This is a genomic window from Duffyella gerundensis, from assembly GCF_001517405.1.
In the GTDB taxonomy this organism is placed as follows: domain Bacteria; phylum Pseudomonadota; class Gammaproteobacteria; order Enterobacterales; family Enterobacteriaceae; genus Duffyella; species Duffyella gerundensis.
Map to the genome: position 1 here is coordinate 359240 of NZ_LN907827.1, position 15676 is coordinate 374915.

13 protein-coding genes are annotated in these 15676 nt (G+C 55.5%); 4 read left to right on the forward strand and 9 right to left on the reverse strand.

The features are described from left to right. The first annotated feature begins 8 nt into the window (after window positions 1-8). A complete protein-coding gene (gene bioH / locus EM595_RS01510) occupies window positions 9-782 on the forward strand; it encodes a pimeloyl-ACP methyl ester esterase BioH (protein ID WP_067427223.1) in 774 nt (257 codons plus the stop codon). Here the strand turns inward: bioH and EM595_RS01515 are convergent. The 4 genes from EM595_RS01515 to yjbE all read right to left on the reverse strand — a co-directional run bounded on the left by EM595_RS01515 (window position 779) and on the right by yjbE (window position 5967). Beyond that, complete coding sequence (locus EM595_RS01515) at window positions 779-2464, reverse strand: alpha-amylase family glycosyl hydrolase (RefSeq protein ID WP_067427226.1); 1686 nt, start codon at window positions 2462-2464, stop codon at window positions 779-781. The genes bioH and EM595_RS01515 overlap by 4 nt on opposite strands. A 130-nt stretch (window positions 2465-2594) precedes the next feature. Next, on the reverse strand, window positions 2595-4931 hold the full coding sequence (locus EM595_RS01520; RefSeq protein ID WP_067435063.1) for a Tex family protein: 2337 nt from the start codon (window positions 4929-4931) through the stop codon (window positions 2595-2597). 114 nt (window positions 4932-5045) lie between these two features. Further along, complete coding sequence (greB, locus tag EM595_RS01525; protein ID WP_067427229.1) at window positions 5046-5537, reverse strand: transcription elongation factor GreB; 492 nt, start codon at window positions 5535-5537, stop codon at window positions 5046-5048. Window positions 5538-5727: 190 nt separating this feature from the next. Further along, window positions 5728-5967 (reverse strand): exopolysaccharide production protein YjbE, encoded by a 240-nt coding sequence (gene yjbE / locus EM595_RS01530; RefSeq protein WP_067427232.1) that lies wholly within the window; start codon window positions 5965-5967, stop codon window positions 5728-5730. A 532-nt stretch (window positions 5968-6499) separates the two neighbouring features. Between yjbE and ompR the strand changes: the two genes are divergently transcribed. Beyond that, window positions 6500-7219 carry an osmolarity response regulator transcription factor OmpR gene (gene ompR / locus EM595_RS01535; RefSeq protein WP_003853014.1) on the forward strand — a complete coding sequence of 240 codons (720 nt, stop codon included), beginning with the start codon at window positions 6500-6502 and terminating at the stop codon, window positions 7217-7219. Continuing rightward, window positions 7216-8574: a two-component system sensor histidine kinase EnvZ gene (envZ, locus tag EM595_RS01540; protein WP_067427235.1), complete on the forward strand. Its 1359-nt coding sequence runs from the start codon at window positions 7216-7218 to the stop codon at window positions 8572-8574. The genes ompR and envZ overlap by 4 nt, the downstream gene beginning before the upstream one ends. A 34-nt stretch (window positions 8575-8608) precedes the next feature. On the opposite strand, the gene pckA is transcribed toward envZ, so the two are convergent. The 5 genes from pckA to EM595_RS01570 all read right to left on the reverse strand — a co-directional run bounded on the left by pckA (window position 8609) and on the right by EM595_RS01570 (window position 14707). Further along, window positions 8609-10228, reverse strand: coding sequence for a phosphoenolpyruvate carboxykinase (ATP) (gene pckA / locus EM595_RS01545; RefSeq protein ID WP_067427239.1), 1620 nt, complete (start codon window positions 10226-10228; stop codon window positions 8609-8611). Between the two features lie 292 nt (window positions 10229-10520). Continuing rightward, window positions 10521-11399, reverse strand: coding sequence for an Hsp33 family molecular chaperone HslO (hslO, locus tag EM595_RS01555; protein ID WP_067427244.1), 879 nt, complete (start codon window positions 11397-11399; stop codon window positions 10521-10523). A gap of 26 nt (window positions 11400-11425) precedes the next feature. Further along, window positions 11426-11827 carry a ribosome-associated heat shock protein Hsp15 gene (hslR, locus tag EM595_RS01560; RefSeq protein ID WP_067427246.1) on the reverse strand — a complete coding sequence of 134 codons (402 nt, stop codon included), beginning with the start codon at window positions 11825-11827 and terminating at the stop codon, window positions 11426-11428. A gap of 2 nt (window positions 11828-11829) precedes the next feature. Next, window positions 11830-12513, reverse strand: coding sequence for a GMP/IMP nucleotidase (yrfG, locus tag EM595_RS01565; RefSeq protein WP_067427248.1), 684 nt, complete (start codon window positions 12511-12513; stop codon window positions 11830-11832). 55 nt (window positions 12514-12568) lie between these two features. Beyond that, the gene (locus tag EM595_RS01570; RefSeq protein ID WP_067427250.1) at window positions 12569-14707 is read right to left on the reverse strand and encodes an intracellular growth attenuator family protein; all 2139 of its coding nucleotides are present in this window, start codon (window positions 14705-14707) and stop codon (window positions 12569-12571) included. Between the two features lie 385 nt (window positions 14708-15092). On the opposite strand from EM595_RS01570, the gene nudE reads away from it, so the two are divergent. After that, a complete protein-coding gene (gene nudE / locus EM595_RS01575; protein ID WP_067427252.1) occupies window positions 15093-15659 on the forward strand; it encodes an ADP compounds hydrolase NudE in 567 nt (188 codons plus the stop codon). Window positions 15660-15676 lie beyond the last annotated feature (17 nt).

Genomic DNA, 15676 nt, shown 5'->3' on the forward strand with positions numbered 1-15676 from the left:
AATAACCGATGACCCAGCTTTACTGGCAAACAACCGGCAGTGGAGATCGCGATCTTGTGCTGCTGCACGGATGGGGATTGAACGCCGAAGTGTGGTCTTGCATTCGCGAGCGACTTGGCGCGCATTTCCGCCTGCACCTGGTGGACCTGCCAGGATACGGCCGCAGTGAGAACTTTCCGGCAATGACGCTGGAGGAGATGGCAGAGTGCCTACTGCCGTTTATGCCGTCGCAGACGCTGGTCCTGGGCTGGTCGCTTGGCGGCCTTGTTGCCAGCCAGCTGGCGCTGCGTGCGCCTCAGCGCGTGACTGGCTTGATCACCGTTGCCTCTTCGCCCTGTTTCAGCGCGACGGAAGCGTGGCCGGGCATAAAACCAGATACCCTGACGCAGTTTCAGCAGCAGCTTAGCGAAGATTTTAAACGCACGGTGGAACGTTTTCTGGCGTTGCAAACGCTGGGCACCGACACCGCCCGCGAAGATGCCCGCACCCTGAAAAACGTGGTGCTGCGGCTGCCGATGCCGCCGGTCGACGTGCTGGAGGGAGGACTGAAAATTTTGCGCACTGCCGATCTGCGCGAGGCGATGCAAACGCTGCCGCAGCCGTTGCTGCGCATTTACGGTTATCTGGACGGTCTGGTGCCACGCGCGATTGCACCCTTGCTGGATGCAGAGTGGCCAAACAGCGAGTCAGCGATCATGGAAAAAGCAGCGCATGCGCCGTTTATCTCTCATCCTGAGGCATTCTGTGAGCAGGTCATCGCCTTTGCTGACCGCCTGCGCTAATGCTGTAGCCAGAGATATTGCCACGGCGCCAGCTCCAGCGGTGCCGAGCCATCCCATTTTTCACCGCTAATAATGTCGCGATAGCGATGCGCTTCCGGCAGCACCAGCGCCGCTGGCTTGCTGCTGAGGTTAAACACGCACAGCAGGCCGCGCTGGCCGGGCGCATGGCGGCGCATCATCAAGATGGCGTTGTTGCTGTCGAGCAGCTCCATCGGATTATCGGGATGAAAAGCGGGCTGGCGGGTGCGCAACTGAATCAACGCGCTCAGGCTGTGATAAACCCGCTGGCGCAGGCTCTGCTTCACCGCCAGTTCTGCTTCTATTTGCCCCAGGCTGTATTTTTCGCGATTGATCGCCCGGTTATGACCTGCCGCTTTTACGCCTTCGGTATCGTTACGCGATCCCAGAATGCTCTGGATGTAGACCGCTGGCACGCCAGGAAAGACGAGCAGTATGGCGTGCGCCAACATGAAACGCCGCAGCCGCGTGTCATCATCGTCGTCCTGACGATTGAGCGCATCCATAAAGGTGACGTTGATTTCATACGGGCTGGTGGTGCCATCGGGATTATTTTTGTAAGAGACCAGCGCGCCTTCCAGCGCCAGATCGCGCACCAGTGACACAATTTCCACTTCCGGCAGAATGCCGCGCGCTGGATTCAGGCCGATGCCGTCATGCGAAGCGAGGAAGTTGAAGAAGGTGGTGCTGTTGTTGCCAATATCGAGAGAGGCCGCCCACTGACGCAGCGCGCGCGCCGAGCCGGAGTGAATCGCGTGTAGCACCAGCGGCGGTAGCGAAAACTGGTAAACCATCTGTGCTTCATCATGCCCGTTGCCGAAATAGCTGATGTTGTCTTTATGCGGCACGTTGGTTTCGGTGATGATCACCGTGCCAGGCGCCACCACATCGGCGATCGCCCGAAACAGCTTCACCAGCAAATGGGTTTTTTCGAGGTGAATACAGCGGGTGCCCGGCGTTTTCCACATATAGCCCACCGCATCCAGCCGCACATAATCCGCGCCGCGCTTCAGGTAGTCGAGCAGCACGCCCACCATGCGAATCAGCACTTCAGGATGACCGAAGTTAAGATCGATCTGATCGGCGCTGAAGGTGGTCCAGACAAAGCGTGTTTCGCCATTGGCCAGCGTAAACGGTGTTAACAGCGGCGATGTGCGAGGACGCGTAACCTCGCTGAGATCGGTGGCGGGCGGCATGCTGATAAAGAAGTCGTTCCAGCCTGGATCGGCAGCAAGGTAATGGCGAAACCACTGGCTGTGCGCCGACATATGATTACAGACAAAATCAAACATCAGACGCGTATGGCTGCGCAATTCAGCCACCTCGCGCCAGCTGCCGCAGACAGGATTGACCTGATGGTAATCAATCACCGAAAACCCGTCGTCTGAAGAATAGGGAAAAAACGGCAGCAGGTGCACAAGGTTAAAGGTGGCGGCGAGATGCTGCTGATAGAAGCGGGAAAAGGTAGCCAGCGTCGGGGCTTCGCTTTCGCGAAACTGATCGGCATAGGTGATCAGCACCACGTCCTTTTCATCCCAGTGCGGTTTGCGCGGCATCTTGACCGCATCGCGTGCGGCTCGAATATGAGAAAGCAGGCGTTCACGTGCCGCCAGCGGAAAAGTGTTGGCGTAAATACGATCGATTAACGCGTTGATTGTTTCCATATTTAAGGCGAGCCACCGCAGCGAGAGTTTTTAAGGACGCTGTTTTTCAGCTTAGTCTTCTGGCGGGAATGCGCAACTCAGGCAGGGGGAAAACGAGAGCGGGCCGCCAGCTGAGCGGCCCGTAAGAGGATTAGCTTTTTTTACCGAAGGCTGCAGCCAGCGCATCGCCCATCGCGCTGTTACCGGCAGCCGCACCGTTGTTGCCCCGTGATTTAGCTTTGTTATTGGCGCCACGCGGCGCGGTATCACGCGCACTGCTTTTCGCCGCTGTCGGGCGCACGTTGCCTTCACCTGGCTGCTCATCAAGGCGCATGGTGAGGGCAATTCGCTTACGCTGCAGATCGATCTCCATCACTTTCACCGTGACGATATCACCTGCTTTCACCACTTTGTGTGGATCGTCGATAAACTTATCCGACAGCGAAGAGATATGCACCAGGCCATCCTGATGTACGCCGATATCGACAAAGGCGCCAAAGTTAGTGACGTTGGTTACCGCACCTTCCAGCACCATGCCCGGCGTCAGATCGTTCATGGTCTCTACGCCGTCGGTAAATTTTGCCGTTTTAAATTCAGGACGCGGATCGCGACCCGGTTTTTCCAGCTCTTTCAGGATATCGGTGACGGTTGGTACGCCGAAACGGTCGTCGGTGAAGTCTACCGCTCTGAGATTACGCAGGCTGCCCGGGTTGCCCATCAGTGCATCCAGCGCCTGCTCGGTGGCGGCGAGGATGCGTTGCACCAGCGGATAGGCTTCCGGGTGAACGGTTGAAGCATCCAGCGGATTATCGCCGTGATTGATGCGCAGGAAGCCAGCGCACTGTTCAAACGCTTTCGGCCCAAGACGGCTGACTTTCAACAGCTGCTGACGGTTCTGGAAGCGGCCATTTTCATCGCGCCAGCTAACAATGTTCTGCGCCATCATGCGCGTCAGGCCCGCCACGCGGGTCAACAGCGCCACTGACGCGGTGTTGAGATCGACACCCACGGCGTTAACGCAATCCTCCACCACCGCATCCAGTTTTTTCGCCAGCTGTCCCTGGCTGACGTCGTGCTGATACTGGCCCACACCGATCGACTTCGGATCGATTTTTACCAGTTCAGCCAGCGGATCCTGCAGACGACGGGCGATTGACACCGCGCCGCGCAGTGAAACATCCAGATCGGGGAACTCCAGCGCGGCCAGTTCTGATGCTGAATAGACAGAAGCGCCCGCTTCGCTGACGATCACTTTTTCGGCGGTGACGGCCGGAAACTGCTTCTGCACATCAATAAAGAAGCGCTCGGTCTCGCGTGAAGCCGTACCGTTGCCAATCGCGACCAGTTCCACTTGATGTTTAGTGCACAGTGCCGCCACCGCAGCTGCTGCTTTTGTGGTCTGGCCGGTATGCGGATAAATGGTGTCGGTAGCCACCAGTTTGCCGGTGGCATCCACCACCGCAACTTTTACGCCGGTGCGCAGGCCAGGATCGAGCCCCATGGTTGCGCGCATGCCGGCAGGCGCCGCCATCAGTAGATCGTGCAGATTGCGTGCAAAGACGTTAATAGCTTCATCTTCTGCCCGTTCACGCACCGTACCCATCAGCTCGGTTTCCAGATGCATCAGCACCTTAATGCGCCATGTCCAGCTCACCACCGCTTTGCGCCAGGCGTCAGCCGGAGCGTTGTTAAGACGCAGCTGCAGGTGCTCGGTAATCAGCGTTTCGCCGTAGCTTTCACGCGGCGGTTCGTCGTGTTGCGGATCGGCATTCAGCGAGAGCTGCAGCACGCCTTCGTTGCGGCCGCGGAACATCGCCAGCGCGCGGTGAGACGGCACGCCAGCCAGCGCTTCGTGATGATCAAAATAATCGCGGAATTTCGCGCCGCTCTCCTCTTTGCCCTCAACTACGCGGGAAACCAGGTGGGCATTTTTCCACAGGTAATCACGGACTTTCGCCAGCAGCGCTGCATCTTCGGCAAAACGCTCCATCAGGATGTAGCGGGCGCCATCCAGCGCGGCTTTGGTATCCGCCACGCCGTTGTCGGCGTTGATGTAGTCAGCGGCCAGCAGCTCAGGTACCTGGGTTGGATCCTGCCATAGCGTATCCGCCAGGGGTTCCAGCCCCGCTTCAATAGCGATCTGTCCGCGCGTGCGGCGTTTCTGCTTATAGGGCAGATAGAGATCTTCCAGCTCGGTTTTGCTTAGCGTGCTGGCGATAGCGTCGCTGAGCGCATCGGTCAGCTTGCCCTGTTCTGCGATAGATTTCAGGATCGACTGGCGGCGCTCTTCCAGCTCGCGCAGGTAGCTCAGCCGGGTTTCCAGCTGGCGCAACTGGGTATCATCCAGCCCGCCGGTTACTTCCTTACGATAACGTGCAATAAACGGCACGGTATTGCCTTCGTCCAGCAGGCGAATGGCGGCATCAACTTGCTCAGGCCGCGCGTGAAGTTCGCCTGCAATCAGGCGGTTCAGCGAATCTTTCATCATCATCGGGTCAACTATCTTGCAGAAACAGGGTTAAAAACAGCGGACAGTTATACGGATTGAACCGCTAAATTGCCAGCCGTGCTCATGGCTTTAGGGGATATTCTGAACGCAGCTTCAGGAATCACTAAATCCCGCTTCACCATAGGCGATAAGGTTGATATACCACAGTGCTTCACCAGCCGGGGTATGCACGATAACGCTGTCGCCAGACTCTTTTTTCAGCAGCGCGCGCGCCATCGGCGAATCGATAGAGATGTAATCTTTACGGCCAAAAATTTCGTCATAGCCGACGATGCGAAAACGTTTGATGTCGCCCTCGTCATTTTCTATCTCGACCCAGGCGCCAAAAAATACGCGGCCATCCTGCTGGGGCGAGTAATCGACGATGCGCAACTCTTCGATGCTTTTAGAGAGGTAACGTACGCGGCGGTCAATTTCGCGCAGACGCTTTTTGTTGTATTGATAATCGGCATTTTCGCTGCGATCGCCGAGGCTGGCCGCCCAGGTCACTTTTTTGGTGACTTCAGGTCGCTCTTCGCGCCAGAGATAGTCGAGTTCCGCCTTGAGCTTGTTAAAGCCTTCGCGGGTAATTAATCGGGTTTTCATTCCAGCTCGCCTGTGACAGAACAGAGCGACAATTTTACGGAGTTTGCGGGCGCTGACAATGCGGGAGAAAAGAAACGGGGAAGGGGTTCAGTTTTGTGAACCCGCAAGATGCTGTTCCCCGCCGGCAAAGCGGCGAAAAATCACTCTTTTTCGCAACAGGTAGCCGATAGCAGAATAATAGTGCAGATTGTTATTTAGCGTGTGTCGCCGTGGTGGTCGAGGTGCTGGAACCGTTGCTGTCACCGCCGCCGCCAGCGGTAGCCAGCGCAACGCCTAACAGTGCGGCAACGGCGCCAACGCCGATAGCGTCTGAGTTACCTTTTGCCGTGGTGGAAGCCTGCGCACCCGCCGCTTCGCCAACAGTGGCGGCGCTAGCCTGGCCTACAGCAAATACCGCTAATGTTGCGGCGATTATAATAATTTTTTTCATCGTCTTGCCCCTGTTGTTGTAAGTTGAACGAGTCAAAGTGTGGGGCAACAATTGCACGGAAGCCATGCTAAAACCGGCCAGAAAAATATTGCTCATCAACCGCCTGGACCGTAAGCCAGTGAGCTGAAATTATTCCGAAACGACTCCGCTTAAAGGGGGGGTGTTTACCAGATTTTATGCTGCCTATTTTTCTTTGTGCCCCGCTTTTGCAGGCGCGACTTTTCAACCTGGTTCAACCTTCTGCGCTTATTCCTGGTCTTAAAAGGGTAATGCGATGAAAAATAAAGGATCCCGATCAAGGCGCGTGCGTTAAGCCAGCGTTTACTGCAGAGACCGCGAATATTTCAGAATTGTTGGAGCAGGCCTGGTTTTGCGCCCAACCGCCTGAAAACAACCGTAAACGTTATATAAGCTGCTGTTTAATATGCTTTGTAACAATTTCGGCTAGAATATAAACCATATTTGGCTGTCACTATTGGGTCGGTTTTTTAACAATGTCCGTTCAGGCAATAGCGCCTTTGGGAGTATCTACATGCAAGAGAATTACAAAATTCTGGTGGTCGATGATGACATGCGTTTACGCGCACTGCTGGAACGCTACCTGACCGAGCAGGGTTTTCAGGTACGTAGCGTGGCCAATGCTGAACAGATGGATCGTCTGTTGACCCGTGAATCCTTCCACCTGATGGTGCTGGACCTGATGCTGCCAGGCGAAGATGGCTTATCGATCTGCCGCCGCCTGCGCAGTCAGAGCAACCCGATGCCAATTATTATGGTGACGGCGAAAGGCGAAGAGGTCGATCGTATCGTCGGGCTGGAAATTGGCGCCGATGATTACATTCCCAAGCCGTTTAACCCGCGTGAGCTGCTGGCCCGTATCCGTGCCGTTCTGCGCCGCCAGGCCAATGAACTGCCCGGTGCGCCTTCGCAGGAAGAGGCGATCATTGCGTTTGGCAAGTTCAAGCTGAACCTCGGCACGCGCGAAATGTTTCGCGAAGATGAGCCGATGCCATTAACCAGCGGTGAGTTTGCGGTGCTGAAAGCACTGGTTAGCCACCCACGCGAGCCGTTGTCGCGCGACAAGCTGATGAATCTGGCGCGTGGCCGTGAGTACAGCGCGATGGAACGCTCAATTGACGTGCAGATCTCTCGCCTGCGTCGCATGGTTGAAGAAGATCCGGCCCATCCACGTTATATCCAGACCGTTTGGGGCTTGGGTTACGTTTTCGTTCCGGACGGCAGTAAAGCATGAGGCGACTCCGCTTCTCTCCCCGCAGTTCATTTGCCCGAACGCTGTTGCTGATCGTTACCTTGCTGTTTGTCAGCCTGGTAACGACCTATCTCGTGGTGCTGAACTTTGCCATTTTGCCCAGCCTGCAGCAGTTTAATAAGGTATTGGCCTACGAAGTCCGTATGTTGATGACCGATAAGCTGCAGCTGGAAGATGGCACGCAGCTGGAAGTGCCACCGGCGTTTCGTCGCGAGATCTATCGTGAGCTGGGCATTTCGCTGTACACCAACGCGGCGGCGGAAGAGAGCGGGCTGCGCTGGGCGCAGCATTATGAGTTTCTCAGCGAGCAGATGGCGCAGCAGCTTGGTGGCCCAACCGATGTCCGTGTGGAGGTCAATAAAAACTCCCCGGTGGTCTGGCTGAAAACCTGGCTCTCGCCGGATATCTGGGTGCGCGTACCGCTCACCGAAATTCATCAGGGCGATTTTTCGCCGCTGTTCCGCTATACGCTGGCGATTATGCTGTTGGCGATTGGCGGCGCCTGGCTGTTTATTCGTATGCAGAATCGGCCGTTGGTCGATCTGGAACATGCCGCATTACAGGTGGGCAAAGGCATTATTCCCCCGCCGCTACGGGAATATGGTGCTTCGGAAGTGCGTTCAGTCACACGCGCCTTTAATCAGATGGCTGCAGGTGTGAAGCAGCTGGCTGATGACCGCACGCTGCTGATGGCCGGGGTAAGCCACGACCTACGTACGCCGCTGACGCGCATCCGCCTCGCCACGGAAATGATGTCACAGGAAGATGGCTATCTGGCCGAGTCGATCAACAAAGATATCGAAGAGTGCAACGCCATCATTGAGCAGTTCATCGATTATCTGCGCACGGGGCAGGAGATGCAGACCGAACGCGCCGATCTCAATGCGGTGCTGGGTGAAGTTGTCGCGGCGGAAAGCGGTTATGAACGGCAGATTGAAAGCGATGTTATGGCGGAAGAGTTGCAGCTTGATATCGATCCTCTCTCCATAAAACGCGCCGTTGCCAATCTGGTGGTTAACGCGGCGCGTTACGGCAATGGCTGGATCAAAGTCAGTAGCGGTTTTGAGTTACAGCGGGCGTGGTTTCAGGTAGAGGATGATGGCCCGGGTATTCATCCCGACCAGTTGCAGCATCTGTTCCAACCCTTTGTCCGCGGCGACAGCGCACGCAGTACCAGCGGAACCGGTTTGGGGCTGGCAATTGTGCAACGTATTATTGATGCGCATCGTGGCGCACTTGATATTGGCGTCAGTGAAAAGGGCGGCCTGCGTATTCGTGCCTGGCTGCCAATTCCTGCCGATGTGGTCGCCAGCGAGTTGCCCTCCAGTCACGGTTAATCAGTCGGCTCTGTTGCCAGAGCCGACATGATATTTACAGCTGTGGTCCCGCTTTTACCAACGCCGCACCGGCTGGCGTATCGGTATATTTATCAAAGTTAGTGATAAAACGCTGGGCCAGATCGCGCGCTTTCTGTTCCCATGCTCCTTCACCTGACCAGCTATTACGCGGATCGAGAATCTCGCTGTCGACGCCGCTCAGTGCCAGCGGAATCTGCAGGTTGAAAATCGGTAACGTTTGCGTCTCGGCATCGCTTAATTCACCCGCCAGAATGGCATTGATGATGGCGCGCGTATCCTTAATGGAGATACGTTTGCCGCTGCCGTTCCAGCCGGTATTTACTAAATAAGCTTCGGTGCCCGCAGCCTGCATTCTCTTCACCAGCACTTCCGCATATTGCGTTGGATGCAGCATCAAAAACGCCGCGCCGAAGCAGGCAGAAAAGGTGGGCGTGGGTTCGGTGATGCCGCGTTCAGTGCCCGCCAGCTTGGCGGTGAAGCCGGAAAGAAAATGGTATTGCGTCTGCTCAGCATCCAGTCGTGAAACCGGCGGCAGCACGCCAAAGGCGTCAGCGGTCAGGAAAATGACCTTGCTGGCGTGACCCGCTTTGGAAACCGGCTGCACGATATTGTCGATGTGATACAGCGGGTAAGAGACGCGGGTGTTCTCGGTCTTGCTGTCATCGTCAAAATCGATGCTGCCATCGTCGCGTACCACAACGTTTTCCAACAGCGCATCGCGGCGAATCGCGTGATAAATCTCAGGCTCAGCCTGCTCTGACAAACGAATCGTCTTGGCGTAACAGCCGCCTTCAAAGTTGAAGACGCCATCATCATCCCAGCCATGTTCATCATCGCCAATCAGCTGGCGCTCCGGATCGGTCGACAGCGTGGTTTTGCCGGTGCCCGAGAGGCCGAAGAACAGTGCCACATCGCCCTGTTTGCCAACGTTAGCCGAGCAGTGCATAGACGCAATGCCCTTCAGCGGCAACAGATAGTTCATGATGGCGAACAGCCCTTTTTTCATCTCGCCGCCGTACCAGGTGCCGCCAATCAGTTGCATGCGTTCAGTGAGATTAAAGGCGATAAAGTTCTCGGAATGCAGCCCCTGCGCCTGCCAGTCAGGATTGGTGCATTTGGCGCCGTTCATCACCACAAAGTCGGGTTCGAAGCTGGCCAGGCTGGCATCATCAGGACGGATAAACATATTTTTTACGAAGTGCGCCTGCCAGGCGACCTCAGTAATGAAGCGTACGCTGAGCCGTGTATCGGGGTTGGCGCCGCACCAGGCATCAATCACGAACAGCTTTTTACCGGAAAGCTGACGCGTCACCTGCTGCTTCAGCGCCTGCCATGTCTCTTGCGAGAGCGGTTGGTTATCGTTTTTACCCTTGCCCTGATCGTTCCACCACAGGGTATCGCGCGTGGTGTCGTCACGGACGATGTATTTATCTTTGGGTGAGCGCCCGGTGAAGATACCGGTATCGACGGCGATAGCGCCGGACTGCGTCAGGATGCCACGCTCGTAACCTTGCAGGCCGGGGCGGGTTTCTTCCTGGAAGAGGGTGTCATAATCAGGATTATGAACAATCTCTGCCGTATCAGTGATGCCGAGGGCAAGAAGATCAGGCGAAGTCAGGCCATTAACGCGCATGTTACTGCTCCTTTGTCGGTTTTGTACTGCTATTCAATTCAGGCAAATGACACATTGCCAGGGGATGCCGTTGTGCACCAGCATGATGCAGAAAGGCGATCGCGCGCAGTGTACACCTGTTGACGACCAGGAAAAGGCTGGAGCTCCAGAAATGCGAGGCAAAACTGACTACGCTGCAAATTCAGTGAAATCCGAGAGGCGGTGGCGTGAGGAAGGGGGGGTTAAGATGAAAAAAACAGCACGTCTAAGCTTGCCGTAGAGCAGGCGGGCGACGGCTGCCGCCCGCCAGAAATCAGTGCAGCTGATCGCTGTTGGTCACTGACTGATTGCGGATAGCCGCGATGTCGACGGCGTCGAATACGTAGTGGCTACCGCAGTAATCGCAGTGCATATCGATGTTGCCATCCTCTTCGATGATTTCATCAACTTCCGACTGCGGCAGGCTTTGCAGCACTTCACCACAGCGCTCGCGTGAACAGCTGCATTTGTAGTTCACGGCCTGCGGCTCATAAACCGTGACCTCTTCCTGGTTGTACAGGCGCCACAGCACTTCATTAGCCGGCAGACCAATCAGCTCTTCGGTTTTAATGGTTTCGGTCAGCGTCGCCAGATGGTTAAAGTCATCGCTTTGCGTATCCTGTGCCGGTAATACCTGCAACAGAATGCCGCCCGCGCCCAACTGGCCTTCGTGCTCACCGCTGCGAATAAACAGGCGCGTCGGCAGCTGCTCAGAACGCATAAAGTAATCTTCCAGACATTCCGCCAGTGTCTCGCCCTCAAGGCCAACCACGCCCTGATAACGTTCACCCTGCGACGGTGCAATCGTGATCACCAGATAGCCGTTGCCCGCCATCTCTTTCAACGTGCTGCCCGGCGCGATCTCACCCTGCATACGCGCAACGCCACGCATTTCCTGATGATTATTGCCGTTGATCACCGCCAGCGACAGCGGACCATCGCCCTGAAGCTGCACGGTGATATCGCCATCAAACTTCAGCGTGGCGGTCAGCAGGCTGGTGGCGACCAGCAGTTCGCCCAGCAGTTGCTGAACCGGCTGCGGATAGTCATGGCCGCTGATGATTTCGCGCCAGGTATTCGACACGTTAACCAGTTCACCGCGTACGGCGTGGTTTTCGAACAGGTAACGATGCATTTGATCTTGTACGGACATAGCATTTCTCTCGATGGGATGACGAACTATTCGTCACCCGATAATTTAAATTTCATGAGATCGCGTCGTTCTTTCTTATCGGGACGGCGATCGGGATGCGGCATGCTCAGGCTGTTCATCTTGCGTGCTATCGCGTTCTTCTCACGCTTTTCAATGCTGGCCGCGGTTTCGGTATAAAGCTGCTGTGCCTCCGTGGCCGGACGACGCTGATCGCTGATGCTGTTGACGACAATTGTCCGCTCGTCATTTCCCTGACGTAGCGTTAACTCGGCATTTAGCTCAACGATTTTACTCGGTTTGCTGCGCTGGCCGTTGTAATGCACCTTGCCGCCTTCAATCATTTCACGCGCCACGGCTCGGGTTTTATAGAAGCGCGCGGCCCACAGCCATTTGTCGAGCCGAACACCTTCAGGGGTTTTCTCTTTCATCGCTACTCCTGTGTGACTGGCACCAGTCCCGCACAGAGCGTGCGGTAGTCTCCGATCGCAGGATGGCGCAGAAATTCTTTATCCGGTAAGCCAGAATCAGGGTTGCTGACGCCAAGGCACCAGCCGATTCCCCACTGGCGCGCGGCATCCAGGATCGGCTCGCCGTCGTCGATAAACAGCGTGCGCGCCCGGTTCAGGCCGGTATGCAGCTCAACCGCCTGCCAGAGACGCTGATCTTCTTTCGGATACCCAAATGTGTGGGTGGAAAGTAATAAATCAAGGTGATCGGCAAGACCAGTTTGCTGCAGTTTGACGTCCAGATTATAGGGATGCGCATTGGTCAACAGGATGGTGCGCTTGCCCGCAGCGCGCAGCGCCTGCAAAAAAGGCAGCGTGTCTTCACGCAGGCGAACCTGCTCGCGCTGTTGTCGGGTCATAGCACGAATATCCAAATCGAGCTGCTCGCTCCAGTAATCCAGACAGTACCAGTTTAGCGTATGTTGCACGGCGAGATACTTTGCCTTGATCAGCGCGGCGGCATCCTGCAGCGAAATTCCGCGCTGCTGGCTCAGCGTTTCCGGCACCAGCCGCAGCCAGAAATGGCTGTCGAACGCCAGATCCAGCAGCGTGCCATCCATATCAAGCAGTACGGTATCAATCTGTGACCAGTCGGGAGAAAAGGACATGCGGGTAAGCCTGACGTGAAAAGTGGAGCGACAGGGTAGCACAACCGCTAACGCCTCAGAACAGGCTGTGAACCGGTGGGGCGGGCGTCATTGTCGGGTTAAAGCAGGTGTCATAATAGTGCTGAATGTCCAGCAGCCGTTTGCGATTACGGTGCATGCGGCGCAGGGTTAACAAGCCGTTGATGATGGTGCTGAGCACCAGCAATGACAACAGCAGCGTTGTGCCGATGTAGCGGCTCAGCGTTACCGCATCAGGTTCATTGTGCAGCGCGATATGCCGCGTGCCGTTAGCATCAACGGAAAGGTTAGTGATGATACCGGCAGCCTGGAACGGCGTATTCAACAGCATGCCTGCCAGCCGCTGCAGCTCATCCCACTGTTCTGGCGCATTGTAATCAAACAGAGAAACCGACGGCTGCGGCTGATTCACCAACTGACGACCTTCATCGCTGATGATCAGAAAGCCACCCGGCGGTGGGCTGTTCAGCGCTTCTGCCGCGCGGTGCGTTTCACGATAGAAAAAGGTCGATGTCGCCGTATTGACCAGGTTCTCCAGTGCTTCGGCGCTGACCGGGCGTAACAGCACATTCATGCCATTGAGCGAGCCGGAGTTCGCGCGGCGCACCAGCGTATCCCAGTCTTTCGCATTACCGAGGTTAACCAACGCATTTTTGAGCCGCAGGCAGTCCTGCTGTTGGCTGCACAAATCCTGCGTTTTCATCACCACCTCGGAGAAATCATCCAGCAAAATCATGCCCGATTTCTGTATTGCAGAGGCGAGTTGCGGGTTGAGTTTGGGATCGGTGCTGGTTTCCGGGTGCAGCTGCTGATTCACGCTGTTCATCAAGGCGGCCGCTTTATCGATAATGTCAGACTGCGGCAGCGGCAATGGCGTGGCGGTATTCCAGTACATGGCGGAACAGTCGAACGGCATATAGGCGTAGGTGCGATTACCCTGATAGTTGGCGGGCACGGAGCACATACCGTTGCCGTTAACGTGCAGGCTGTCACCAATGTGCAGCGGCTGTTTTTCCAGGTCAGCTACCTGCGTCACCTTGATACTTTCGGTGCCCTTAAGCCAGGCCACGCTTAGCTTAACCGGCATGCTAAGCGGTATCCAGGTGAGCAGTAGCGTCAGCACCACCAGCGAGCCAAACGCCAGCACGGCGTTCTTGCGCCAGCGCTGAATCGGAAAGTTACGCACTTCGTCCCGCAGAGAGAGATAGCGTCCCTGACGCACCACGTGGCGATTCAGATAGAGCTCAACCTCGGTGTTTTGTCCAAGATCGTGAGTCACATAGTTTTGCCAGTGGGCAGGGTAGATCAGATCAAAAGTGCCAAGTGAAATATTGCTCATCTGGCCCTGATTGGATTCACTGAACAGGCCCCAACGCTTTGGCGTGCCGCGAAAGCAGTGAATTTCACGGAAATCTTTTTCCGCTGGCCGACGGTATAAGAACCACAGGCTAACCAGAATCATGACTACGGCGGCGGTAATCAGTGCCGCCATCACGCTGACCGGTGCGGTTAACCCGAGAAACAGCAGCAGCAGCGCAACGCAGATGATCACCGCTTCGCGCGTGCCGTCAGGGCGGGTGAGCATATACTCTTCGTAGCTCTCCTTGCGCACGCTCAGCAACTCAATGTTATCGCTCTCTTCTTTACGAATCGAGGCATTGGTTGCCAGCGGCCGCACCAGCGGCGTCAACGCAGGCTGCTCAAACAGATAATTCACCAGCGAATGGCCATTCAGCGAAATCACCAACGGAATAGTGTCGGTTTTGATCAGCTCAACGTAGTTTTCATCGGCGATATATTGTTCCCACAGCGGCGGCAGATGCACTTCAACGGCATCGAGATAGTAGCGCCATTTCTGCGGTTCATCGGTGGTTAATCCATAACGTGTGATTGATCGCGTGACCGGATAGACATTGTTGCTTTGGGCATTCAGCGTCAGGCGTTCGGGCGTAGTGCTGCTACCGGTAGGCAACAGGGTTTGCTGATTACGAGTGAGCGTATTGACGTAACGCTCGGCGGCAGCGCGCTCTTCCGACGTGAGTTTTCGATGAGGGGGTTTAATGAATGGCAGCGGTTTCGCCATAGGCGGACGATGCCGCATCGCGTACCAAAAGCCGGCACCTGCAAGGACCGAACACGCGAGCATCACAGCCACGATAATGATCAATGTGCTCATGGTTAGCTCAACCCCGCCAAATTACTGCCTTCACTCTTAATGCCACTCCGATAATATGGTTAGACGGTCAATTTTGGCGGGAACAGACGCCTGAGGCAACCTGTGATTGCACGGGAATAACGCATAAAATCGGAAAATCAGGAGAGCATTATAAAAAGCCTTGCAAGGATCCTAACCGTCGAAAAGCCTATAAAATATAAGCATAATCCTATTTTAGCGGCGCATTATTGACATTGTCGTAAATTATTTAATCTGACACCAGCAGATTTGTTATAACGCGGTAATAAAAATCATGCAATGATTGGAATACCTGAATGGCTGACGCACAATGTCAGGCTAAATAATACTCGGGGCAGTGTCAGAACGCTTTTTTTATGGGGTTGATATGAGTAAACCGTTACAGAAACCGACCATTCTCAACGTCGAGGCTGTTGCTCGTTCCCGCTTGTTTACCATTGAAGCGATCGATCTCGCCTTTAGTAATGGTGCGCGCCGGGTGTATGAGCGAATGAAACCCTCTGAACGAGAAGCGGTGATGATTGTCCCGGTGATCGACGATCATCTCATCCTGATTCAGGAATATGCGGTGGGGCTGGAAACCTATGAACTGGGCTTTCCAAAAGGCCTGATCGATCCGGGTGAGACGCCTTTTGAAGCCGCAAATCGCGAGCTGAAAGAAGAGGCGGGGTTTGGTGCCCAATCGCTGCATCAGTTGGGCAAACTCACTATGGCGCCCTCTTATTTTTCCAGCAAGATGAATATTGTGGTGGCGGAAGGCCTCTACGAAGAACGGCTGGAAGGCGACGAGCCTGAACCTTTGATTGTGCATCGCTGGCCGCTGGCTAATCTGCTCGGGCTGCTTGAGCATCCTGACTTCCGCGAAGCGCGTAACGTTAGCGCGCTGTTTTTAGTGCGTGAGTGGCTGGTGAAGCAGGGCAGGCTGCAATACTGATTGCGAATGGATAATGC